This is a genomic window from Ruegeria sp. BG9 (genome assembly GCF_056538305.1).
Genome location: NZ_JBQFSY010000004.1, coordinates 253,469 through 275,286, shown reverse-complemented (window position 1 = coordinate 275,286; position 21,818 = coordinate 253,469). Strand labels below are relative to the sequence as shown.

Here is a 21,818-nt window from a genome sequence, read left to right as displayed (position 1 = left end):
GCAACCGTCTCACGCCTTCGTGTCAGACGCAGCGGAAATGTTTCACAATTCCAGCCGAAAGCGCTAGGAAAAGGGTCGAACGTTATAGGGTAACATAGATGAGTCTCATCCCCGATATCACCGAATTGCTGGCGCGCGCGCGGGCTGACCTGCGGATGGGCGTGCCAATCGTGCTGGTGGATGACAATGGCGGCAGCGTTCTGGCCATCTCGGCCGAGACGATCACGCCCCAGCGACTGGCCGATCTGCGCAGCTTGGGTGGGGCACCTGTGGTTGCGATCACCGGGCGACGGGCGGAAACGTTGAAAGCACGCGCTTACGATGGCGATCTGGCGCGGGTGTTGATCCCGGCAGATGCTGACATGGCATGGGTACAAGCCGTGGCGGACCCATCAGACGATCTGAATGCGCCGATGAAGGGCCCTCTGATGACCGAAAGGCAGGGCAATGCCAATCTGCACCGCATTGCCATCGCTCTGGCCAAATCCGCCCGATTGCTGCCTGCTGCCGTGGTGCTGCCGGTCGAAGATGGCCGCAGTTTTGTGGCGACCCACGGGTTGACTTGCATAGATCACACACGCGCCGCGCCGCATCTGGCAGATCGCAGCGCGTTGCACCCGGTTGTCGCCGCGCGCTTGCCGATGGAAGTGTCCGAGGCCGGTCGGTTGCACGTTTTCCGCCCTGAAGACGGCGGGGAAGAGCATTACGCGGTCGAGGTCGGGCGACCGGATCGCAGCAAGCCCGTCTTGGCGCGGCTTCATTCTGCGTGTTTTACCGGCGACATCATGGGCAGCCTAAAATGCGACTGCGGCCCTCAGCTGCGCGGCGCACTGGCTCAGATGGGTACCGAGGGTGCAGGCGTGTTGCTCTATCTGAACCAGGAAGGGCGCGGAATCGGACTGGCCAACAAGATGCGCGCTTATTTCCTGCAGGATCAGGGCTTTGACACGGTCGAAGCCAACCATCGCCTTGGATTTGAAGATGATGAGCGCGATTTCCGCCTCGGGTCGGATATTCTGAAATCGCTGGGCTTCAGCTCGGTCCGGTTGCTGACCAACAATCCCGCGAAGATCGCCATGATGGAGCGCACTGGAATCGCCGTCGCAGAGCGGGTTCCGCTGAAGGTCGGGGAAACCGCCCATAACCGCGGATATCTTGAGACCAAGGCCTCGAAATCCGGGCATTTGCTGTGACGCCCGAAGACTTGGTGCTGACCCCACGGGGCATTCGGTTCCGGGGGCGGTCCTTTCCTTGCTCGATCGGGAAAGGCGGGCGAAGTACCACTAAACGCGAAGGCGATGGCGCCACGCCAGTCGGTGTTCATCGCATTGTCGGCATGCTCTACCGCGCGGATCGGATCTCGGCCCCCACGTCATGGGCCATTCCGATCGGCCCGCAAGACCTGTGGTCGGACGATTCGAAGGACAGTCGTTATAACCAACTGGTCACCGCCCCCTATCCGTTCAGCCATGAACGGCTACGCCGCGCGGACCCTCTCTATGATCTGGTGCTGCTGACCGATTGGAACTGGCCGAATGCGGTGCCGGACAAAGGCTCTGCCATCTTCCTGCACCAATGGCGGAGGTTGGGTTATCCGACCGAGGGCTGTGTCGCCTTCCGTCGCGACCACCTGCGCTGGATAGCCGAGCGGATCACGCCCGGCACCCGCCTGATCATTCCTGAGGTCTGACCCGTTCGCCAAAGATCGCCGAGCCAACGCGCACGTGGGTAGCCCCCAGCGCTATCGCCTGTTCGAAATCACCGCTCATGCCCATCGAAAGACCCTCGAGGCCGTTGCGGGCGGCAATCTTGGCCAGCAAGGCAAAATGCAGCGTGGGTTCTTCCTCGACCGGCGGGATGCACATCAGACCGCGAACTGGCAGTTCCAGCGTCCGGCATTCTGCAATGAGCCCATCCGCATCTGCAGGAAGGATACCGGCCTTCTGTTCCTCTTCGCCCGTATTGACCTGGATGAACAGGTCCGGACAGGACCCCAGCTCCTGCGCCAACCGCGCCAGAGTTTTTGCCAATTTCGGGCGATCGACCGAGTGGATGGCATCGCAAAGCTCCATCGCCTGCCGGGCTTTGTTGGTTTGCAAAGGGCCGATTAGGTGAAGATCAATTCCTTCGAATTGTTCCTTGAACGCGGGCCATTTACCGGCCGCTTCCTGCACGCGGTTCTCGCCAAAGCACCGGTGGCCCTGTTCCAGCACATCCTGCACACGCTCGTTTGGTTGCACTTTGGATACGGCGATCAGCTTCACCAACCCCGCAGCCCGCCCGGCTTTGGCTTCGGCTTTTGCGATACGGGCGGAAATCTCTGACAGCGACATAGCGATCCTTAAATCTGGTTTGCAGCGAGACAAACACCAAGTCGGCGCAAAAGAAAAGGGCGGGTCCGAAGACCCGCCCTAGAACCGTGTGGTTCAGATCAACTTAGAAGTTGAACTGGGCACCAAAGTCGGCGCGGACAAAGCTGTCGTCTTCACCGTTTTTGATCTGGCCGATACCACCGCGCAGCGATACACCGCCACCCAGGTCGTAGTGAGCGCCGATACCAACGTTGCGGGTATCGCCATCAGCCGAACCGTCACCGTAGACGAACTGGATGGTGGTCGCAGCGCCAACGTTGTAGGCAACCGACAAACCGTATGCAGTGCCGTCGGTGGCATCTACTTCGGTGTTATCGTCTGCAACAAACAGAGTACCTGCGAAGTCACCAAACTCAGCACCCAAGGTGAAAACGAGCAGGCTTGGGTCGTCACCCGAACCACCGTCGGTCTGACCGTAGGCCAGAGCGGCAGTGATGTTGTCGAAGGTGTAGGTCGCGCTGATGTCCCAACGGTCTGCATCTTCTTCGGTCAGAACGAGGTCGGGGCTACCCGCTGTACCAGTCGAAGTGATCGATGCGGCTTGGTCGTACGACGCGCCGAATGCGAAGTCACCAACAGCGTACTGGAAGAAGACGCCGTTTACGCCTGCGCCCGACGAGCTGTAGGTCGCAAAGCTATAGTCAACACCCGAGTACTGACCCAGGAATGTTTCCAGACCAACTTCGTAGCCGTAGTAGTTTGCAAGGTTGTCAAACGAACCGGCGATGTTGCCAGCGTCAACACGCAGACCACCGAAGATAACCGAGTAACGTGCGCCGTTCAGCTGAGCTGTACCAGCTTCACCTTGGCCATCGTCGTCAGCCTGTACACGGATACGACCTTCGAAGCGAACGCCGCCATCGGTTTCTGCGATGCCGTCAATGTTCAGACGGAAGCGCGAGACCAGGATAACGTCATCGGATTCGATCGAACCGGACGCGCTTACGTCGTCGGCGGTTCCGTTCAGGCCATCGGCGCCAGGACCGGTAGCAGTTACGGTGCGGCTACGATCTTCAACGTAACCCAGACCAAAACGGCCGTAACCGCTGAAGTTAACTTCAGCTGCTGCAACGCCTGCGGTCGCTACCAGCGCCGTCGTTGCGAAGAGAACTTTTTTCATCTTGTTTCCCTCGGTTTCAAAAAGTTTTATCTACTCGACACATGCAAAGCATATGTCTCAGCACGGACATCGTTTCGCTCTTTTCCCCCCCTTTGTGCAAGGTTGGCCTAAATACCGGGACCGCATTGAAGTTGGATTGGTGCAAGGATGCCACAGTCCTGATCACCGCCCTGTCACGCGGATATAGTGGGATTTGATAAGAATAGGCTTGTTGCGCAAAGGGTCCTTGGCTAGGAGTAGCTTCCAATGACCGCAATTATAGCGAAACAGGACCGACCAACGATGCGCTTGCCGACGACTTTGGGTTTGATCTTTCTGACTGCCACTCTTGCAGCATGCGGACAGAATCGCAGCGCCGTTACGAACCCGGACCTACTTACTTCCAACAGCACCCGCACCGATGAGCGCGAGCTGGATGATCCCGAACGTACGTCGATCTGGGATATCTTCGGCCCCAACAATGCCGAGCAGACCACCAACGTGAACCGTTACCTATGGGCGGCGTCATTGGATGTTCTGAATTTCCTGCCCGTGCAAGAGGTTGATCCCTTTACCGGTGTAATCGTAACGGGTTACGGCACCCCTCCGGGCGGTGGGCGGCAGTATCGCGCCACCGTGCATATAAGTGACCCGGCGCTTGCGGCGCGCTCCCTTTCGGTTGCGCTGCAGTCCAGCGGGGGCTCTCCGGTCAGCGCCGCAACGACCCGCGCGGTTGAGGATGCGATCCTCTCGCGCGCAAGACAGCTACGGATTGCAGACAACAAGTTCTAGCAACCCGATCAAAATCGCTCTAAAGACCACGCCGGGTTCCTACCCGGCGTTTTCAGTTACGAAGGACCGCATGATGTCGCGCTACTCGGCCAGTGAAATCGAAACAAAATGGCAAGAGGCCTGGGACAAGGCCGGAATCTTCACCGCCGACCACACGGCGGACAAGCCGAAATACTACGTGCTTGAGATGTTTCCCTACCCATCTGGCCGAATCCATATGGGGCATGTGCGCAACTATACGATGGGCGACGTGATCGCGCGGCACAAGCTGGCGACCGGCCATAACGTCCTGCACCCGATGGGGTGGGACGCGTTCGGTATGCCGGCCGAAAACGCCGCGATGGCGATTGGCGGCCACCCCAAAGACTGGACCTATGGCAATATCGCCGACATGCGCGGGCAGATGAAACCTCTGGGCCTGTCGATCGACTGGTCGCGCGAATTCGCCACCTGTGACCCGGAATATTATGGCCAGCAGCAAGCGCTGTTCCTCGATATGCTCGAAGCCGGTCTGGTTTATCGCAAGAACGCCGTCGTGAACTGGGACCCGGTCGATATGACCGTTCTGGCCAATGAGCAGGTTGAAAACGGGCGCGGCTGGCGTTCGGGCGCGCTGGTGGAACGGCGCGAGCTGACGCAATGGTTCTTCAAGATCTCGGACTATTCCGAGGAATTGCTGGATGCGCTAGACGCGCTTGAAAACTGGCCCGCCAAAGTCCGCCTGATGCAAGAGAACTGGATCGGCAAGTCGCGTGGCCTGCAATTTGGCTTTGAACGCACCGACGGAGGTGAGCCGATCACCGTCTATACGACTCGCCCCGACACCCTGCTGGGCGCGTCTTTTGTCGGTATCTCACCAGATCACCCGATTGCCAAAAAGCTTGAGGCCGAAAACCCGGAAGTCGCTGAATTCGTTTCTGAATGCCGCAAGGGTGGCACCACCGAAGAAGCGATCGAGACCGCCGAGAAGCTGGGCTATGACACTGGCATCAAGGTGAAGCACCCGCTGGATCCGAATTGGGAACTACCGGTCTGGATCGCGAATTTCATCCTGATGGATTACGGCACCGGCGCGATCTTCGCCTGCCCGGCCCATGACCAGCGCGATCTGGATTTCTGCCGCAAATACGGCCTGCCCGTGGTCGATACGTTCTTTGCGCTGGACGATGAGTCTCCGGTCGACAAGCTCGCATTCGTTCCGCCAAAAACCGAGAAAGTCCGCTGGGTGAACCATTTCGCGGGTCTGACCGAGGCAACCGGCGAAGAGGCCATCAACGCCACTGTCGATTTTGCCGAAAAGGCGGGTTGGGGCGAAGGTGTCACCAAATTCCGTCTGCGCGACTGGGGTCTGAGCCGCCAGCGCTACTGGGGCTGCCCGATTCCCGTGGTCCACTGCGAAAAATGCGGCACGGTGCCCGAGAAGAAAGAGAATCTGCCGATCGAGCTGCCCTATGATGACGGCAACGGCAAACCCATCGACTTCTCAATCCCCGGCAATCCGCTGGACCGCCACCCCAGCTGGCGGGATACGCCCTGCCCGTCCTGTGGCGCTCCGGCCAAGCGTGAAACCGATACGATGGACACGTTCGTCGATTCGTCTTGGTACTACGCGCGCTTCACCGCCCCACGCGCGGAAACCCCGACCGATCTGGCAGAAGCCGAGTACTGGATGAATGTCGACCAGTATATTGGCGGCATTGAGCATGCCATTCTGCACCTGCTCTATTCGCGCTTCTTCGCACGGGCGATGCAGATCACCGGCCACCTACCGAAAAAGGCCATCGAGCCGTTCAATGCACTGTTCACTCAGGGCATGGTAACGCATGAGATCTACCAGACGCGCGACGCGAATGGCCGCCCGGTCTATCACCTGCCCGAGGACGTGACCGACGGCAAATTGGCCGATGGCACCGAGGTCGAAATCATCCCGTCGGCCAAAATGTCGAAATCCAAGAAAAACGTCGTGGACCCAGTCAGCATCATCTCGGCGTTCGGCGCAGATACTGCCCGTTGGTTCGTCCTGTCCGATTCGCCGCCCGAGCGGGACGTGGAATGGACAGCTTCCGGCGCCGAGGCCGCGTTCAAGCACCTTAGCCGTGTGCATCGCATCGCGTCCGAGATCGCCGAGTCGGACGTTCCGGGCAATGGAGAAGACGAAACCCTGCTGCGCGAGATGCACAAAGCGATCCATGATGTTTCAGGGGGAGTCGAATCCTTTGGCTTCAACGCCTCGATTGCCAAGCTTTATGCCTTCACCAACACTCTGGCGAAGTCGAAAGCAGGGACCGAGGCCAAGCGTGAAGCCGCTAAGACTTTGGCACAGTTGATGTCGCCAATGACGCCGCACCTGTCCGAGGAGCTCTGGCAGCTGCTGGGTGGTGAGGGTCTTGTGGCAACAGCTGCTTGGCCGGTCGCGGATGAGGCGATGCTGGTCGATGACACCATCACCTTGCCGATCCAGATCAACGGCAAACGCCGCGCGGAAATCAGCGTGCCCAAGGATATGCCCAAGGATGAGGTTGAAAAAATCGCGCTCAGCACCGAAGCTGTGCAAAAGGCGTTGGAGGGAGCCGCGCCGAAGAAGGTGATTGTTGTCCCGGGCCGGATCGTGAATGTCGTCGTTTAACCGCAGAAGTTTTTTGTTTGCCCCGCTGGCTGCCTGTTTTCTTGGGGCCGCCTGCGGGTTTGAACCGATCTATGCGCCCGGTGGGGCGGGGTCGGAACTGTTTGGCAAGGTTGAGGTATCGGCCCCGAACACGGTCGAGAGTTACCTGCTGGTTCAGAACCTCGAACAAAAGCTGGGGCGCAGCGCGACCTCAGGCAATGCCTACCGTCTGGATGTCCGTGTTGAGACCGCCGTCCAGGCTGCTGCAATCACGTCCACCAATGAAATCAACCGCTTATCTGTAGACGGGCGCGCCGAATACACGCTGAAATCGAATGAAACCGGGCAGATTCTGGCCTCGGGAGCCGTCACGGATTTCGTAGGTTACTCGGCGGCAGGTTCCAGCGTTTCGACCCTGGCGGATGAGCGCGACGCCCGAGAGCGCTTGATGGTGATTCTGTCCGACCAGATCGTCAATCGCCTCTATGCGACGCCGGGCCTGACCTCATGAAGTTGAGCCCGCGCGAGGCTGACGGGTATTTTGCCAGACCGGACGCGGACAAAACCGGGTTGTTGATCTACGGCGCCGATACCATGCGCGTGGCTTTGAAACGACAGCAGGTACTGACCGCCTTGCTTGGGGCGAACGCCGAAGAAGAAATGCGCCTGACCCGGATACCCGGCAGCGATCTGCGCGGCGACCCGGCATTGCTGCTGGATGCGGTCAAAGCGGTTGGGTTTTTCCCCGGCCCCCGCGCGGTGTTCGTGGAAGAGTCTACAGATACTGCCGCCCCGTCGATCCTTGCCGCGCTTGAGGATTGGGCCCCCGGAGATGCTCAGATCATTGTGACGGCGGGCCAGCTGAAAGCCAGCTCGAAAATCCGCAAGGCCTTCGAATCGCATCCGGCAGCCTATGCGGTGGGCATTTACGACGATCCGCCCTCTCGGGCCGAGGTTGAACGGATCCTGACTCAAGCCGGCTTGCAGAACATCCCGCGCGACGCGATGTCAGCGCTGGGAGAGTTGGCGGTTAGCCTCAGCCCCGGTGATTTCACCCAAGCGGTTGAGAAGCTGTCGCTTTATAAACGTGGCGACGAGAGCGAACTCAGCCTGGAAGATATCGAAGCCTGCGCGCCCCGCTCGACCGAGGCGGCGCTGGATGATGTATTGAACGTGGTCGCCGAAGGCCGCGCCGGAGAGATCGGGCCGCTGATCCGTCGTCTGCAGGCGCAGGGCACCAATGGGGTGACGCTGTGCATCGGCGCGACCCGGCATTTCCGCACGCTTTACGCCTGTGCCTCAGACCCCGGTGGGGCGGCACAAGGCATCGGCAAACTGCGCCCGCCCGTCTATGGCAAACGACGCGACCGTATTTTGCGGCAGGCTCAAGGATGGGGTGCGCCAAAGCTACAGACGGCGCTGACAGTACTGACAGATACCGACCTGTCGCTGCGCTCGGCCGGACAAACGGCCCCTGCGATGGCCTTGGTCGAACGCGCGATGATCCGGCTGGCGATGCTGGCCCGGTCGCGTTAGCGACTCAGCCAGTCGCCCGCCGACCTTCCTGCCCATCGCCCCGTCGCCAGGCAGGCCGTGAGAAGGTAGCCGCCAGTAGGCGCCTCCCAATCCAACATCTCACCGGCACAGAACACTCCGGGCATCGCGGTTAGCATCAATTCGTCGGTCACAGAAGCGCGCGTGAGGCCTCCGGCGGTTGAGATCGCCTCATCCATCGGGCGCAATCCTGCGTGGCGTACCGGCAGGCCTTTGATCAATGCGGCCACATCGTCGGGTGCGTCTGGAAGGGGCCGGGCAAATTCCATCAACAACGCGGTTCGCACCGGCCCGAGTTTCAGAGCTTTGCGCAGGTGATTGGACAGGCTCATCTTGCCGCGCGGTTTTGCCAGGCGTGCGGCCACTTCTGAGACAGGCAGGTCAGGCATCAGGTCGATCGTCAGGGGCGCGCCCTCTCGCACGGGCTTGCAGATAGAGTAGATACCCCCGCCTTCCAACCCGCGGGTCGAAATCACCGCCTCGCCCCGTGTGCGCTGGGTTCCGGCTTGCAGCGCGACCCCTTTGATCGGCGCGCCGAAATGCGCGGTAATGTGATCCGACCAGTCGACTAAAAGCCCAGCATTTGCGGGTGCAAATGACGCAAGCTGCACACCTTTATCTGCCAGCCATGGCACCCAGACTCCATCCGAGCCCAACCGCGCCCAGCTGGCCCCGCCCATGGCAAGCACGGTTGCGTCGGGCTGCAGCCGTTGCGGACCATCCGGGGTATCAAAAACCAGCGCTTCCCCCTCCCACCCGGTCCATCGCCAGCGGGTTCGGATCTCGACACCGCGATCAGCCAGACGCGCGAGCCATGCACGCAGCAAGGGTGAGGCCTTCATAACGGTCGGAAAAACACGGCCTGTGGAGCCAGTGAAAAGCTCTTGCCCCAATTTGCGCGCCCAGTTCTGCACGGCCTGCGCATCAAACTCGGCCAGCATCGGGCGCAGCCAGTCTGCGGCTTCATCATAGGATTGGATCAGGGTCTCAAGGGGTTCATCCTTGGTCAGGTTCAAACCCGACTTGCCCGCCATGAGGAACTTGCGCGCGACCGAGGGCTTGGCCTCGGCCATCAGAACCGAGTGACCTGCAAGGGCAAGCTGCTCAGCCGCCATCAACCCGGCCGGTCCCGCCCCGATCACAACTGCCTGCGCCATCCTCGCCCTCTTGCCTTCGCCGCCCGCAGGCGCATCATTCCCAACCATGACGAACAGCGATCCGATCTGCCCGCTTTGCGACCGCCCCATTCCCGATGGCGGCGGCAGCCTGCATCATCTGATCCCAAAACTCAAAGGAGGCAAGGGCGGACCGACCGTTCTGCTGCACCAAATCTGCCACAAAGAGGTCCACGCCACCCTGTCCGAGGCAGAGCTGGCGCGCAGCTTCAACACGATTGAGGCCCTGCGCGCCCATCCAAGGCTTGAGAAATTTCTGAGTTGGGTGCGCAAACGCCCGCCCGGTTTCCGTTCAAAAGTTCCGGGTAAACGGCGCGGGCGCTGATCAGATCGCTTTGCGTTCGATTTGAATCGAAATACGCTGCCTCTCCCTGCGGTCGAACGCGCATTTCGATGATCTCACCTCAAGTAAAACGCAAAAACGCTTTAGCCGGGCAGAAACGGATCACCAAAGGTATCCGAAAGTGGGGCGGGCAGACCCTCGACCTCGATCCCCTGATAGTCGGGAACAGGCGCAAATTGGGCTCCTTGCGCATGCTGGAACTCAAGAGTTGTGTAAGGGCGTTTCCAGAGCCACTCGCGATTCTCGACCGCCCAAAGGTCAGGATCGGGCGGAGACTCATGCGTGAAGGCATAGAAATGCAGGTCAAACCCATGGGCCGCCACATCCTGCATCGACAGCAGTTTCATACCCTGAGCACGACAAAACGCATCCTCGGCGGCGATATCCCCTGTGCGCAAGGTGATCTGACCCACTCGCGCCCCGGCGAACGGGGCCGCAGGGTCGGCAGCATTTTCCAGCCGGTTGCCTTCAAAATCATGTTGCAAAAGCTCGATCACAAAGCCTTCGGGGTCGCTGAGATGCGCCATATACCCGATATCGAGGAACTGACGCGGCTCGCTGACTGTATAACCTTTGGCCCGCAGCGCCTCGGCGGCCAGATCGACATCGGGCAGAGTGATCCCGATCTTCCAATAGCGATGCCCCTGATCGTGGGAATACCCCGTACCCCCCGGTAGCAGCAGCAGATCAGCATCTTCGCCGGCGTATCCCACACGCCAGGATTCGCCGATTTCCTGCACCGACATACCCAAAGCATCTCGATAGAACCCGGCCAGACGAGCCGGATCAGCGACGCGCAGCCTGACTGCGGACAATCTCAGCGACACAGCTCTGCAATCCCTGCTGCGATCTCTGGTTTGGCAGCCAGACTGTCGGCCACCATCTCGCGCGCCGTCGACAAAAGATCGTCCGACGAGACGATGCGATCCACCAGACCGAACACATACGCCTCGTCAGCCGAGATCTTCTGGCCCGACATCAGAATCAGTTTGGTACGCGCCGGACCAATCAATGCGGCCATGCGCTTGGGATCGGAAGGTTGCGGTAGAAAACCAAGCTTCATCACCGGATAGAAGAACTTGGCCGAAGGCACCGCGATTCGAAGGTCGCAGGCCAAGGCCATGCCGTTCGCGCCACCCGCAAGCGTTCCGTTCAGGGCCGCAACGGTCAGGCATGGCAGTGCCGCGATTGCACCCGACAACCGCTCCCAGACGACCGAGGTGGCAAGACCCGCGCGGGCTTCGTCCAGATCAGCACCGGCGCTGAAGACCTTGCCCGCGCCGGTCAGGATCAGGGCGCGCGCCTCGGTTGCGGCCTCGGCGATTTCGGCCAGTTCGGTCAGCATCGCGCCTGTCAGTGCATTGGCCTTGCCCGGATTGTTGATCGTGACGGTCCATAACCCGTCTTCCTTGGTCAGTTCAATCACGTCAGGCCGATCCTTTGGCGAATGTCGTCCTGGCGCAGCGAAATCTCAGCCCCCAGGTATTCGTCGGCGTCCGAAGAACACATCCACAGCAATGCCCGTGCGGGCCAATCCGCCGGGATGTGAACATCCCAGTCCAGCTGGCTGACAGGGTTGATGCCGCTGGCCTTGATGACACGCTGCATGTCAGTTGCCACTGTGCCCGGTGACAGGCCCATGGCGCGGATGCCGTTATGGCCCTCTTCCAGATGCAGGCATTCCGTCAGCATTTTCGCACCTGCTTTGGAACTGCAATAATGGCTCCATGCTTCAACCGGGTTCGAGGCAGCGCCGGAGGAAACGGTCAGAACCGTCCCTCCGCCCGCCGCCCGCATCACCGGCAGAGCGGCCCGCATTCCGTAGAAAACACCTTTGAGGTTGATATCAATGGCCTGGCTCCAGGCGCTGACATCGGCGTTCGACAGGTGAAAGATCGGCTCGATTACACCGGCATTGCCGATCAGAACGTCCAAACCGCCGAAACGCGCGACGCAATCGGCCACCGCTTGTTCGACCTGCGCGAAATCGCTGACGTCGCAGGCCAGTGCCATCGCATTGTCGCCCAAAGCGGCCGCAAGCGCGTCAATCTGATCATGACTACGGGCCACCAGCGCGACATTCGCCCCTGCTGCGGCAAACACGCGCGCGGCCTCGGCACCGATTCCGCGGCTGGCCCCTGTTATGAGTACTGTTTTTCCCTGCATTTAACGCTCCTCACGTCTTGGGCTGACCTTTGGCTACAGGCGTAACGCGGAAACGGGGAAAGGGTCCAGCCCTTGCCCCCTTGACGATGCCTGCCACAACCCCGACCATGCGCGCAAATTGATCAAGAAGGGTTACCTTATGTCTGTTTTCATCCGCCGCAGCTGTGGCGCCGTTTTGGCCTATGCCGTCGCAACTCAAGGTGCATACGCCGACCTTACCGCAAATGACGTCTGGAACGACTGGCAAGAGTATTTCCGGTCCGTAGGTTACACGGTCGAGGGTGAACCCAGCAGCGCTGGCGATGTCATGACCATCAACGATATGACCCTGTCCATGGACTTCCCCGAAGAGGACGGACAGTTCCAAATGACCATGCCCGAGGTCACGTTGACCGAAAACGGCGATGGCACCGTCAACGTCGGCTTCCCCGGTAGCTTTCCGATGGTCATTTCGGGCGGCGTCGAAGATGAACAGTTCACAGCAAACCTGACCTACAGCCAGACAGATTTGGAAATGGTTGTGTCAGGTGATCCGTCCGACATGACCTATGACTACTCGGCGGCAGCCCTCGGGATTGTGTTGGATTCGATCGAAGGCGGCGACGAGCCAATTCCCGAAGATGCGCTGGAAGGTGGTATCGAGTTTACGGGTATGGAAGGCACATCGCGCATGCTGATCGGCGAAAATCGCGAGATCACGCAGACACTCGACGCCGACCAAATGGCCTATAAGTTTAGCTTCAAAGACCCTGAAACCGGGGAATCGGGGTTGATTGACGGGGTACTGAACGGCCTGACATCCAGCGGCGACAGTGTCCTGCCCTCTGGGTTCGATCTGGCTGATCCGCAGGCATTGTATGACGCAGGCTTCGCCTTTTCCGGCATGGTCGCCTATGGCTCGGGCAAGACAGACATCAGCGGCGTCAGCGAAGGTGAGCAATTCACCATGGCAAGCTCGTCCCAAGGTGGCCGACTTGAGGCCAGCGTAGATGGCGAGCGTGTGGCCTATGACCTTGAACAGAATGACGCGAAACTGGCAGTGACGACCGGTGACCTGCCCTTTCCCATCGAGATCGCGATGGCTAAGGCGGGTCTGAACCTGGACATCCCAGTGCAAGAATCGGAGGAAGCCGCGCCCTTCGCCTTCGGCCTGAACCTGACCGATTTCACCATGTCAGATGTCCTCTGGAGCATTTTCGACCCGGCAGGCAACCTGCCGCGCGATCCGGCCACCATTGCGCTGGACACGACCGGCACGGCGAAAGTTCTGTTGAACATCTTCGATCCTGAGCAGGCTGCAGCCCTTGAAGAAGAAGCAGAAGTCCCAGCCGAGCTGCATTCGCTGAAAATCAACGAATTGCTGGTCTCGATGGTTGGCGCGCGCTTGACCGGGGACGGTGATTTTACGTTGGACAACGAGAATCTCGACGAATTCGGCATGCCCATTCCGACTGGCGTTGCGAACCTGCAATTGGTTGGGGCCAACGCACTGATCGACAAACTGATCGGCATGGGCCTGATGTCCGACAACGACGCCTTGGGTGCGCGTATGATGATGGGCATGATGGCTGTTCCGGGTGATGAACCCGACACGCTGAATTCGACAATCGAATTCACTGAAGACGGTCAGATTAAGGCCAATGGTCAGCGCATTAAGTAATGATATTAGAGAGGGCCGCTAGTGATCGGCCCTCCCACACAATACCGTCAGGGTCTTGCGAGAGGCGCGGTGCAAGGCTAGGTCCTTGGCAACACATCCGGAGGCCGCATGACCCGCACACCAGAAGAAATCAGCCAGCTATTGCTTGACGCCGCACGCCTCGCCGGGGCAGAGGCGGCAGATGCCATCGTGATCGACGGATCTTCCGTATCGGTCGAGGTACGTGGCGGCGCGCTGGAACATGCGGAACGCTCAGAAGGCACCGATCTGGGGCTTCGGGTGTTTCTGGGAAAGCAACAGGCCATTGTTTCAAGCTCTGACAGCCGTCCCGAAACGCTGACGGCCATGGCCGAACGGGCCGTCGCCATGGCGCGCGAAGCGCCCGAAGATCCTTTTACCGGTCTGGCGGCCAGCGAGGAATTGACCAACAGCTGGGATCTCGACGCGCTTGAGCTCTTTGATCCCTCCCCCGAACCCTCTGCCGAAGCGCTGATGCAAGATGCGCTGTCGGCTGAGGCCGCAGCTCTGGCTGTTTCCGGCGTATCGCAAGTCTCGGATGCGGCGGCGGGCTATGGCACACATCGGGTGCATCTGGCTGCCACCAACGGCTTCTCGGGCGGGTATGCGCGCAGTAGCCGATCAACATCCTGCGTTGCGATTTCGGGCGAAGGCACCGGAATGGAGCGGGACTATGACGGCGACAGCCGCACCTTCCAAGCCGACCTGCGGGACGCCGAGGAGATCGGACGCAAGGCCGGGGAACGCGCGGTCGAACAGGTTGGCGCGCGCCAGCCCGCAACGGGCAGTTTTCCGGTACTGTTTGACGAGCGGATTTCATCATCGTTGATCGGGCACTTACTCGCCGCCAGCAACGGCGCAGCGATCGCGCGTGGGGCGTCGTGGCTGCAGGATTGTTTGGGCGAACAGGTATTGCCGGAACATCTGTCGCTGGTCGAAGACCCGCACCGCCCACGTATCTCAGGCTCGCGCCCATTTGACGCCGAAGGGCTGGCAACGCGCCGCCGGGCGATTGTCGAGAACGGAGTGCTGACCGGCTGGACGCTGGATCTGGCCAGCGCACGTAAGCTTGGCATGACCTCAACCGGCAATGCAGCGCGCGGTGTCTCTGGGCCGCCCTCGCCCAGCAACTGGAACCTCAGCCTGACCCAAGGCACCCAAAGCCGCGCGGATCTGATGCGCGATATGGGTACCGGGTTGCTGGTCACCTCGATGATCGGATCGACGATCAACCCCAATACGGGGGATTACTCGCGCGGGGCCTCCGGGTTTTGGGTCGAGAATGGTGAAATTACGCATCCAGTCAATGAATGCACCATCGCGGGCAACCTGCGCGACATGCTGAAACGGATCATCCCGGCCAATGACGCGCGCAATTATCTGTCGCGCGTTGTGCCCTCGGTGCTGATCGAAGGGATGACCCTTGCCGGCAACTGACCTGCCACTGCTGATTGACGCCGCACGCAAGGCTGGAGAGATCGCAACCCGTTTCTCGGGCGCGCAGGCCCAGCGTTGGGACAAGCCCGACGGTGCCGGACCAGTGACCGAGGCCGATCTGGCCGTCAACGAAATGCTGGAACATATGCTGCCCACAGCGCGGCCCGACTATGGCTGGCTCAGCGAAGAGACCGAGGATAGTCCGGACCGCCTGTCGCGGGACCGCGCCTTCATTATCGACCCGATTGACGGCACCCGCAGTTTTGCCGAAGGCTCGCGCACCTGGGCGCATTCGCTGGCCGTTACGGAGCACGGAGAAGTCACCGCAGCCGTGATCTATCTGCCCCTTCGCGACCTGTTCTATGCGGCGGCGAAAGGTCAGGGCGCCACCCTGAATGGTGCGCCAATCCGCGCCTCGGAGGCTTCGGCGCTTGGGGCTGCCACAATTCTTGCCGCCAAACCCAACATGAACAGCCAACACTGGCGCGATGGCGAGGTGCCGGAGTTTGACCGTGCCTATCGCCCGTCGCTGGCCTATCGCATGGCCCTGGTCGGTGAGGGGCGTTTTGACGGCATGTTGACCCTACGACCCAGTTGGGAATGGGATATCGCGGCGGGCGACCTGATCATTCGCGAGGCCGGAGGGATCTGTACCGACCGCGCAGGCCAGCCCCTTCGGTTCAACAACGCGCAGCCTCGGCTAAACGGCGTTCTGGCCGCGGCGCAGGACATCCACAACCAGCTTTCGTCCCGGCTTGATCCGAACGGCCCTGGCATCGCCCCATGAGCAAACCGCGATCTCTGAGTCTTGCGGCCTACCGGGTCCTGTCGTGGGGGGGTGCACAGCAAAACATCCGACCAGATCAGCCCCGCCCGGACGGAGAGCTTGTCTGGGTTCACATCGCAACACGCGACCGCTTGCGTGCGATCAGTGACTTTTGCCTCAGACTGCAACAGGCCCGACCCGGCCTGTCGATTCTGCTGAGCACCCCGCCAGAGATCGACCTGAGCCGCTGGACCGGAAGCCCCTTTCCCATGGTCAACCTACCCGCCGAACAAACCGGGGCGGCGCGGGCCTTTCTGGACCATTGGCACCCCGAACTGGGTCTTTGGGTCGGAGGGGGATTGATGCCCAGCATCATTACCCGCGCGGAAGAGCGCAAAATCCCGATGCTTCTGATCGAGGCGCAGTTGGACGTCGTCTTGTCCCGCAATGCGCGGTGGCTGCCGGATATCAGCAGATATACGTTCGATTGCTTCGAGCATATCCTCACCACCACCGACGAAACGGCCCGCCAGATCCGGCGGATGGGGGTTGCTTCCTCCAAAGTGCGCAAGGCGCCCCCACTGCAGTTCAGTCCGAACCCGCACCCCTGGCCCGAGGACGAATTGATCGAGACCAACCACGCCCTCGCCGGACGTCCGGTCTGGCTGGCCGCGCGGGTTCAGGCGAAAGAGTTCATCTCGGTCCTCAGTGCCCATCGGCAAGCGCTGCGCATTCTGCCGCGATTGGCGCTGATCTTGCACGTGGCGGATCGGGCCGAGGCCGCGCCGCTGCAGCGGCGGCTTGAAACCATGGATCTGCGCTGTTCCAGTTGGGATGACGGCGGCCCTATCGAGGACACGACGCAGGTGATTGTCAGCTCTGAGCCCGAAGATCTTGGCCTTTGGCAACGCGTTTCACCGGTGTCCTTCATGGCTAGCTCGCTGGAACGCGGCGCGGGCGGGCAGGACCCGCTGGATGCTGTCGCACTGGGATCGGCGGTTATCTATGGCCCTCATATCGATATCTATCAGTCGGTTTATGCTCGCCTTGCCGAGGCCGGTGCCGCCCATCCGGTCAAAACCGCGACCGAGCTTGGAGATGCGGTCGTCGCCCTTCTGGCCCCGGATCGCGCGGCGGGGATGGCGCTGGCGGGATGGCAGGCGATCACCGAAGGGGCACCTCAGGCCGAGCTGTTAGTCGACTTGCTGCAGGACCTTCTGGACCAGCGGAGTAACCACAATGCGCGCCCCTGACTTTTGGAACTCGGACCCCGCGCGCCCGGCGCTGCGTGCCCGACTGCTCAGCCCATTGGGGCGGCTTTATGCGGCGGCCACTGCGCGACGGGTCGGCTCTAATTCTGGACTGCAGCCGGGTGTGCCAGTGATTTGCATCGGCAACCTGAATGCTGGCGGAACCGGCAAGACCCCTACGGTGATCTGGGTGCTGGAACAGCTGCGCAATGCCTGGCACGAGCCGCATGTCGTCACGCGCGGCCATGGCGGGTCGCTGGAAGGCCCTGTTCGGGTTGACCCCACCAAACACAGCGCCGCGCAGGTCGGGGATGAGCCGCTTCTGCTGGCCATGTTCGCCGAGGTTTGGGTCTCCAAGGACCGTGCCGCGGGTGCGCGCGCCGCGGCCGAGGCGGGCGCAAGCGTGATTGTTCTGGATGATGGCTTTCAAAATCCCGCGGTCGCTAAGGATTTCTCGATCATTGTGGTGGATGCCCAGCGTGGATTCGGCAACGGCCTGTGCCTGCCCGCCGGTCCTCTGCGCGAACCCGTAGAGGTCGGCCTGAAACGCGCCGATCTGGTTCTGTCATTGGGCGATACGCAAGCGCAAGAGCACTTCGCGGCACAATGGGGTCACAAGCTAACGGTGCCCCATGCAACGGGCGTTGTCGCGCCGTTGCAAACCGGCATGGACTGGGCTGGATCGCGGGTTCTGGCTTTTGCCGGGATCGGCCACCCTGAGAAATTCTTTCAGACCCTGCGCCAGCAAGGGGCCGAGCTCTTGCGTGCCGAGGCGCTCGACGATCATCAACCACTGACCTCGGCGCTGATGACCCGGCTTGAAAACGAGGCGCGCCTGCTTGGCGCTCAGATGGTTACAACGGAAAAAGACGCAGTGCGCCTGCCGCAAGCTTTCCGCAACAAGGTCGTCACCCTGCCCGTCCGGCTGCAAGTGAACGACCCCGAGCAGGTCAAAGAGATGATCCTGAAAGCGGCCCCATCTCCTAAGTGACGGAAATGGTCGGCCCGAGAACAGGCCGACCAAAGAGCAATTAGCTGCCCAATTCGTCTTCGATCAGCTTCTTGAAATCCTCATAGGACTGGTTCGAAACCTTCTTGCCGTTCACAACAAAGGACGGAGTGCCCGTCACATCATCGCGCTCAGCGTTTTCCTGATACCACGCCACCAGAGTCTGGGCGCGCGTGCCGTCCTGCAGGCAGGCCTCGAGTTGGTCATTGTCGATACCCGCCAGACGGCCGATCTTGCGCAGCTCGTCCACGATCTCGGTTGGACCACCTGCTTGGGTCCATTCGGACTGGCCCTGATAGATCAGATCGGTAATGCCAAAAAACTTCTCAGGCCCTGCGCAGCGCGCAACCATCGACGCCCACAGGCCATAGCGGTCAAAGTAGACCTCACGATAGATGAACTTGACCTTGCCGGTGTCGATGAAGTCCTTCTTCAGCTGCTTATAGGCACCCTGATGGAAGGTGGCGCAATGCGGACAAGTGTAGGAGGCATATTCGATGATCTCGACCGGCGCATCCTCGGCCCCTTGCACCATCTCGATGATCGTAGAGGTGTCGAGATTGGCCTCTTGCGCGATGGCGCTGCCAACCAAAGGATTGACGGAAGACGTGTTCGAAGCTGTCATCCAATAGCCACCAGCGGCTACGGCGACAGCCGCACAGATTACGGTTGCAATACGGCTCATTCTCAGCCCTTTCTCAGCGTTTCTGCTTGGATAAAACGTTGCGGCCCAAACGTTCAAGGGCCGCACGTAAATCTTCATCATGGACATCCTGCGAGACCCTGCCCGCTTCGGCCATGATTTCAGGTTTGATCTCTGGTTTCGCTTGTTTCGGCTTGTGGTCGAAACTGGCCTGCCCCTCGGCAAATCCGGTCGGAGCGGTCTGGGTGATGCGCACTCGGCTGATCGCATTGTAGCCGTAGACGGCGTTCACCTTGCCGCGCAGTTGTTCTTTCTGCATTTCCAGCATGGGGGCCTGCGGCCCTGTTGTCAGCACGGTCAGGATCGCCCCCATCCCGTTCCTGCCATAGCCCACATTCACGGGTCTTGCGATGGCGGCAGTGTCCTGGCCCACGATCTCGGCCCAGTGGGTCAGAAGGCGCGAAACGGCAAAGCCCCGGCTTTCGCCGGCGCGCCTGATCTGATCGTTCAGCAATGTCGCGGTGCGTTTGAACCCGCGGGTCGAAGAACGTCTGCGCTGCATCTGGTTTCCAACTCCTGCACCGCTATTGTAGTAGGCAGGCCAGCAGGCGCCAGCGAAACCCGACAGTGAGATAGATAAAACTTGCGTGACAGCCCCGAATTTAACCTGAGCGCTGAATTGCTCGACTGGTATGACCGCCACGCGCGCGAGATGCCATGGCGTGTCGGCCCTGCCGATCGCGCCGCAGGCGTGGTGCCGGACCCTTACCGGGTCTGGCTGTCCGAGGTCATGCTGCAACAGACAACCGTCGCCGCTGTGCGGGACTATTTCACCCGCTTCACCACGCGCTGGCCGACCGTGCAGGCGCTGGCTGCCGCCCCCGATGATCAGGTCATGGGGGAATGGGCGGGCCTCGGGTACTATGCCCGCGCCCGCAACCTGCTAAAGTGCGCCCGTGTTGTAGCGGAGAAGCACGACGGACAGTTCCCCGACACCTATTGCGCGTTGTTGGAGCTGCCGGGGATCGGCCCCTACACCGCCGCCGCGATCTCGGCCATTGCGTTTGACCAGCCCGAAACCGTGCTAGATGGCAATGTCGAGAGGGTGATGGCCCGGCTCTACGATATTCACGACCCGTTGCCCGGATCAAAACCTGTTCTGAAAGAGAAAGCGGCCGCTCTGACACCCGAGCGGCGCCCCGGAGACTACGCGCAGGCCGTAATGGATCTGGGAGCCACAATCTGCACACCCAAATCCCCGGCCTGTGGAATCTGCCCCGTGCAGACCCCCTGCCTTGCCCGCGCTGCAGGCACGCAACCTGAGCTGCCGAAGAAGTCGCCCAAAAAGCCCAAACCCACGCGATTCGGCCATGTCTACATCGCGCAACACCCAAACGGAGCGTTCCTGCTGGAACGCCGCCCCGACAAGGGTCTGCTGGGTGGTATGTTGGGCTGGCCCGGCTCGGACTGGTCCGAGACCCCGCCCGAGGCCCCGCCGTTTTCGGCAGAGTGGCGCGCGCTGAACGGCGAGGTGCGCCATACATTCACGCATTTCCATCTGGTGTTGCGGATCTGGACCGCACCGCTGCCCGAGGGCACCGAACCCGACGGGCTGACCCTATTGCCCAAGCATGACTTCAAACCCAGCGACCTGCCGACAGTGATGCGCAAAGCCTACGACCTGTGGCAGGATCAATAAGCCCGCTGGGCAAGCCCGGTCTGTCCGGCTAGGGTTCACCTGCCTATTCGGAGCATCATGGATGATCGCGACTCAAACCCTCTCGCGCTGGCAAGCTGCCCTGCCCTATTGGGTGTCCTTCTTGCTGATCCCGCTGATCTGGGCAACGGCCTTTGCAGGGGGGTGGTGGGTTTTGCTGATCCCCCTCTCCACATGGTGGGCCTTTGCGGTTCTGGACCGCCTGACCGGCCTCAACCTGCAAAACGCCGACCCTGAAACCCCTGATGATGCGCTGCATTGGTATATCCTGCTGACCAAGCTCTGGGCGCCTGTCCAATTCCTCACGCTGTTTGGCCTGATCTGGTACGCAACCGATAGCGAACACTTGTCGAACTGGTCGAAGATCGGGCTGTTCTTCGGTATGGGGGTCATTTCAGGCACGATCGGGATCAACTACAGCCACGAGCTGATGCACCAGAAATCCCGCTCTGAGCGTTGGATGGGCGATCTTCTTCTCGCGATGGTCCTCTATTCTCATTTCCGGTCCGAGCATCTGCTGGTCCATCACCGCCACGTCGGCACCCCACGCGACCCAGTGACGGCGCGCTACAACGAAGGCTTCCACCGCTTTTACCCCCGCGTCCTGCTGCAATGCCTGATCTCAGCTTTTCGGGCCGAGCGGGACAGGCTGACCCGCAAGGACCGACCGTGGACTGACAGCTCGAACCCGTTTTGGCGCTACTGGGCGCTGCAAGGCGGCATGCTGATCCTCGCCGCCCTGATCGGAGGTTGGCCCGGCCTCGCACTTTTCCTGCTGCAAGCGGGCGTCGCGATCTGGCAGTTAGAGCTGGTCAACTACGTGGAACACTACGGCCTGACCCGAAAACATTTGGGCGAGGGCAAATACGAACATGTTCTGCCCCGGCATTCATGGAATGCCTCACAAAAAGCGTCGAACTGGTTGCTGATCAACCTGCAGCGCCACTCGGACCACCACTACAAACCCAACCGTCGCTTCCCGCTGCTGCAAAACCACGCGGAAGAGGACGCGCCGCAACTGCCCTACGGCTATCCGGTCATGACCGTCGCCGCGATGATCCCGCCGCTGTGGCGCCGCGTCATGAACCCGCGCGTCCGTGCATGGCGGCGGCACTACTACCCCGAGATCACCGACTGGCACCCCTATAACAAAGCACTGAACCCCGGCCCAAGGGCGTGACCGCAGCGCGCAGCGCGCGCTGCCCGGCCCAA

General features: G+C 60.8%; 22 protein-coding genes. 14 read left to right on the top strand and 8 right to left on the bottom strand.

The features are described from left to right. The first annotated feature begins 98 nt into the window (after positions 1-98). Positions 99-1,193, top strand: coding sequence for a GTP cyclohydrolase II (gene ribA / locus ACR0I8_RS09070; protein WP_170690686.1), 1,095 nt, complete (start codon positions 99-101; stop codon positions 1,191-1,193). Then, positions 1,190-1,690, top strand: coding sequence for a L,D-transpeptidase family protein (locus ACR0I8_RS09065; protein WP_170690688.1), 501 nt, complete (start codon positions 1,190-1,192; stop codon positions 1,688-1,690). Before ribA ends, ACR0I8_RS09065 begins: the two co-directional genes overlap by 4 nt. Here ACR0I8_RS09065 and ACR0I8_RS09060 read toward each other — a convergent pair. Both ACR0I8_RS09060 and ACR0I8_RS09055 read right to left on the bottom strand, forming a co-directional pair. Next, the gene (locus tag ACR0I8_RS09060; RefSeq protein ID WP_170690690.1) at positions 1,674-2,333 is read right to left on the bottom strand and encodes a YggS family pyridoxal phosphate-dependent enzyme; all 660 of its coding nucleotides are present in this window, start codon (positions 2,331-2,333) and stop codon (positions 1,674-1,676) included. The genes ACR0I8_RS09065 and ACR0I8_RS09060 overlap by 17 nt on opposite strands. Positions 2,334-2,436: 103 nt before the next feature. Continuing rightward, positions 2,437-3,492: a porin gene (locus ACR0I8_RS09055; RefSeq protein ID WP_170375596.1), complete on the bottom strand. Its 1,056-nt coding sequence runs from the start codon at positions 3,490-3,492 to the stop codon at positions 2,437-2,439. A gap of 282 nt (positions 3,493-3,774) precedes the next feature. Between ACR0I8_RS09055 and ACR0I8_RS09050 the strand changes: the two genes are divergently transcribed. The 4 genes from ACR0I8_RS09050 (at position 3,775) to holA (ending at position 8,404) form a co-directional block, all read left to right on the top strand. Next, the gene (locus ACR0I8_RS09050) at positions 3,775-4,263 is read left to right on the top strand and encodes a DUF3576 domain-containing protein (RefSeq protein WP_170376039.1); all 489 of its coding nucleotides are present in this window, start codon (positions 3,775-3,777) and stop codon (positions 4,261-4,263) included. Positions 4,264-4,336: 73 nt separating this feature from the next. Next, entirely contained in the window at positions 4,337-6,889 is a 2,553-nt protein-coding gene (gene leuS, locus ACR0I8_RS09045) for a leucine--tRNA ligase (protein WP_170690692.1), read from the top strand. Further along, complete coding sequence (gene lptE, locus ACR0I8_RS09040; RefSeq protein WP_170690694.1) at positions 6,876-7,379, top strand: LPS assembly lipoprotein LptE; 504 nt, start codon at positions 6,876-6,878, stop codon at positions 7,377-7,379. The genes leuS and lptE overlap by 14 nt, the downstream gene beginning before the upstream one ends. Then, positions 7,376-8,404 (top strand): DNA polymerase III subunit delta, encoded by a 1,029-nt coding sequence (gene holA, locus ACR0I8_RS09035; protein ID WP_170690696.1) that lies wholly within the window; start codon positions 7,376-7,378, stop codon positions 8,402-8,404. Before lptE ends, holA begins: the two co-directional genes overlap by 4 nt. On the opposite strand, the gene ACR0I8_RS09030 is transcribed toward holA, so the two are convergent. After that, the gene (locus ACR0I8_RS09030) at positions 8,401-9,579 is read right to left on the bottom strand and encodes a TIGR03862 family flavoprotein (RefSeq protein WP_170690697.1); all 1,179 of its coding nucleotides are present in this window, start codon (positions 9,577-9,579) and stop codon (positions 8,401-8,403) included. The two genes, holA and ACR0I8_RS09030, sit on opposite strands and share 4 nt — an antisense overlap. 46 nt (positions 9,580-9,625) lie before the next feature. Here ACR0I8_RS09030 and ACR0I8_RS09025 point away from each other — a divergent pair, with 46 nt between their 5' ends. After that, a complete protein-coding gene (locus tag ACR0I8_RS09025) occupies positions 9,626-9,922 on the top strand; it encodes an HNH endonuclease (RefSeq protein ID WP_170471416.1) in 297 nt (98 codons plus the stop codon). 101 nt (positions 9,923-10,023) lie between these two features. On the opposite strand, the gene ACR0I8_RS09020 is transcribed toward ACR0I8_RS09025, so the two are convergent. From ACR0I8_RS09020 to ACR0I8_RS09010, 3 genes are read right to left on the bottom strand one after another with little or no spacing between them, the layout of a single operon-like run. After that, positions 10,024-10,767: a VOC family protein gene (locus tag ACR0I8_RS09020; protein WP_480703045.1), complete on the bottom strand. Its 744-nt coding sequence runs from the start codon at positions 10,765-10,767 to the stop codon at positions 10,024-10,026. Then, entirely contained in the window at positions 10,758-11,366 is a 609-nt protein-coding gene (locus ACR0I8_RS09015; RefSeq protein WP_170642629.1) for an enoyl-CoA hydratase/isomerase family protein, read from the bottom strand. Before ACR0I8_RS09015 ends, ACR0I8_RS09020 begins: the two co-directional genes overlap by 10 nt. Beyond that, complete coding sequence (locus ACR0I8_RS09010) at positions 11,363-12,106, bottom strand: SDR family oxidoreductase (RefSeq protein ID WP_170642628.1); 744 nt, start codon at positions 12,104-12,106, stop codon at positions 11,363-11,365. The genes ACR0I8_RS09015 and ACR0I8_RS09010 overlap by 4 nt, the downstream gene beginning before the upstream one ends. Positions 12,107-12,245: 139 nt before the next feature. Between ACR0I8_RS09010 and ACR0I8_RS09005 the strand changes: the two genes are divergently transcribed. The 5 genes from ACR0I8_RS09005 to lpxK all read left to right on the top strand — a co-directional run bounded on the left by ACR0I8_RS09005 (position 12,246) and on the right by lpxK (position 18,228). Next, positions 12,246-13,766, top strand: a complete 1,521-nt coding sequence (locus tag ACR0I8_RS09005; protein WP_170690699.1) for a DUF2125 domain-containing protein — start codon at positions 12,246-12,248, stop codon at positions 13,764-13,766. A gap of 108 nt (positions 13,767-13,874) precedes the next feature. Next, entirely contained in the window at positions 13,875-15,221 is a 1,347-nt protein-coding gene (locus tag ACR0I8_RS09000) for a TldD/PmbA family protein (protein ID WP_170690701.1), read from the top strand. Beyond that, positions 15,208-16,008: a 3'(2'),5'-bisphosphate nucleotidase CysQ gene (locus ACR0I8_RS08995; RefSeq protein ID WP_170375614.1), complete on the top strand. Its 801-nt coding sequence runs from the start codon at positions 15,208-15,210 to the stop codon at positions 16,006-16,008. Before ACR0I8_RS09000 ends, ACR0I8_RS08995 begins: the two co-directional genes overlap by 14 nt. Continuing rightward, a complete protein-coding gene (locus ACR0I8_RS08990; protein WP_170690702.1) occupies positions 16,005-17,240 on the top strand; it encodes a glycosyltransferase N-terminal domain-containing protein in 1,236 nt (411 codons plus the stop codon). The genes ACR0I8_RS08995 and ACR0I8_RS08990 overlap by 4 nt, the downstream gene beginning before the upstream one ends. Continuing rightward, positions 17,227-18,228 carry a tetraacyldisaccharide 4'-kinase gene (gene lpxK / locus ACR0I8_RS08985; protein ID WP_170471430.1) on the top strand — a complete coding sequence of 334 codons (1,002 nt, stop codon included), beginning with the start codon at positions 17,227-17,229 and terminating at the stop codon, positions 18,226-18,228. The genes ACR0I8_RS08990 and lpxK overlap by 14 nt, the downstream gene beginning before the upstream one ends. Positions 18,229-18,268: 40 nt before the next feature. On the opposite strand, the gene ACR0I8_RS08980 is transcribed toward lpxK, so the two are convergent. After that, entirely contained in the window at positions 18,269-18,931 is a 663-nt protein-coding gene (locus ACR0I8_RS08980) for a DsbA family protein (RefSeq protein WP_170552315.1), read from the bottom strand. Between the two features lie 13 nt (positions 18,932-18,944). Then, a complete protein-coding gene (locus tag ACR0I8_RS08975) occupies positions 18,945-19,451 on the bottom strand; it encodes a DciA family protein (protein WP_170690704.1) in 507 nt (168 codons plus the stop codon). Positions 19,452-19,532: 81 nt separating this feature from the next. On the opposite strand from ACR0I8_RS08975, the gene mutY reads away from it, so the two are divergent. Both mutY and ACR0I8_RS08965 read left to right on the top strand, forming a co-directional pair. Beyond that, entirely contained in the window at positions 19,533-20,588 is a 1,056-nt protein-coding gene (gene mutY / locus ACR0I8_RS08970) for an A/G-specific adenine glycosylase (protein ID WP_170690706.1), read from the top strand. A gap of 61 nt (positions 20,589-20,649) precedes the next feature. Then, on the top strand, positions 20,650-21,786 hold the full coding sequence (locus ACR0I8_RS08965; RefSeq protein ID WP_170690708.1) for an alkane 1-monooxygenase: 1,137 nt from the start codon (positions 20,650-20,652) through the stop codon (positions 21,784-21,786). Positions 21,787-21,818 lie beyond the last annotated feature (32 nt).

Bases quoted from the DNA above. Each gene is read 5' to 3' on its own strand.
- ribA (WP_170690686.1), top strand. From the start codon at position 99: ATGAGTCTCATCCCCGATATCACCGAATTGCTGGCGCGCGCGCGGGCT.
- ACR0I8_RS09060 (WP_170690690.1), bottom strand. From the start codon at position 2,333: ATGTCGCTGTCAGAGATTTCCGCCCGTATCGCAAAAGCCGAAGCCAAA.
- ACR0I8_RS09055 (WP_170375596.1), bottom strand. From the start codon at position 3,492: ATGAAAAAAGTTCTCTTCGCAACGACGGCGCTGGTAGCGACCGCAGGC.
- ACR0I8_RS09050 (WP_170376039.1), top strand. From the start codon at position 3,775: ATGCGCTTGCCGACGACTTTGGGTTTGATCTTTCTGACTGCCACTCTT.
- leuS (WP_170690692.1), top strand. From the start codon at position 4,337: ATGTCGCGCTACTCGGCCAGTGAAATCGAAACAAAATGGCAAGAGGCC.
- lptE (WP_170690694.1), top strand. From the start codon at position 6,876: ATGTCGTCGTTTAACCGCAGAAGTTTTTTGTTTGCCCCGCTGGCTGCC.
- holA (WP_170690696.1), top strand. From the start codon at position 7,376: ATGAAGTTGAGCCCGCGCGAGGCTGACGGGTATTTTGCCAGACCGGAC.
- ACR0I8_RS09030 (WP_170690697.1), bottom strand. From the start codon at position 9,579: ATGGCGCAGGCAGTTGTGATCGGGGCGGGACCGGCCGGGTTGATGGCG.
- ACR0I8_RS09025 (WP_170471416.1), top strand. From the start codon at position 9,626: ATGACGAACAGCGATCCGATCTGCCCGCTTTGCGACCGCCCCATTCCC.
- ACR0I8_RS09010 (WP_170642628.1), bottom strand. From the start codon at position 12,106: ATGCAGGGAAAAACAGTACTCATAACAGGGGCCAGCCGCGGAATCGGT.
- ACR0I8_RS09005 (WP_170690699.1), top strand. From the start codon at position 12,246: ATGTCTGTTTTCATCCGCCGCAGCTGTGGCGCCGTTTTGGCCTATGCC.
- ACR0I8_RS09000 (WP_170690701.1), top strand. From the start codon at position 13,875: ATGACCCGCACACCAGAAGAAATCAGCCAGCTATTGCTTGACGCCGCA.
- ACR0I8_RS08990 (WP_170690702.1), top strand. From the start codon at position 16,005: ATGAGCAAACCGCGATCTCTGAGTCTTGCGGCCTACCGGGTCCTGTCG.
- lpxK (WP_170471430.1), top strand. From the start codon at position 17,227: ATGCGCGCCCCTGACTTTTGGAACTCGGACCCCGCGCGCCCGGCGCTG.
- ACR0I8_RS08980 (WP_170552315.1), bottom strand. From the start codon at position 18,931: ATGAGCCGTATTGCAACCGTAATCTGTGCGGCTGTCGCCGTAGCCGCT.
- ACR0I8_RS08975 (WP_170690704.1), bottom strand. From the start codon at position 19,451: ATGCAGCGCAGACGTTCTTCGACCCGCGGGTTCAAACGCACCGCGACA.
- ACR0I8_RS08965 (WP_170690708.1), top strand. From the start codon at position 20,650: ATGATCGCGACTCAAACCCTCTCGCGCTGGCAAGCTGCCCTGCCCTAT.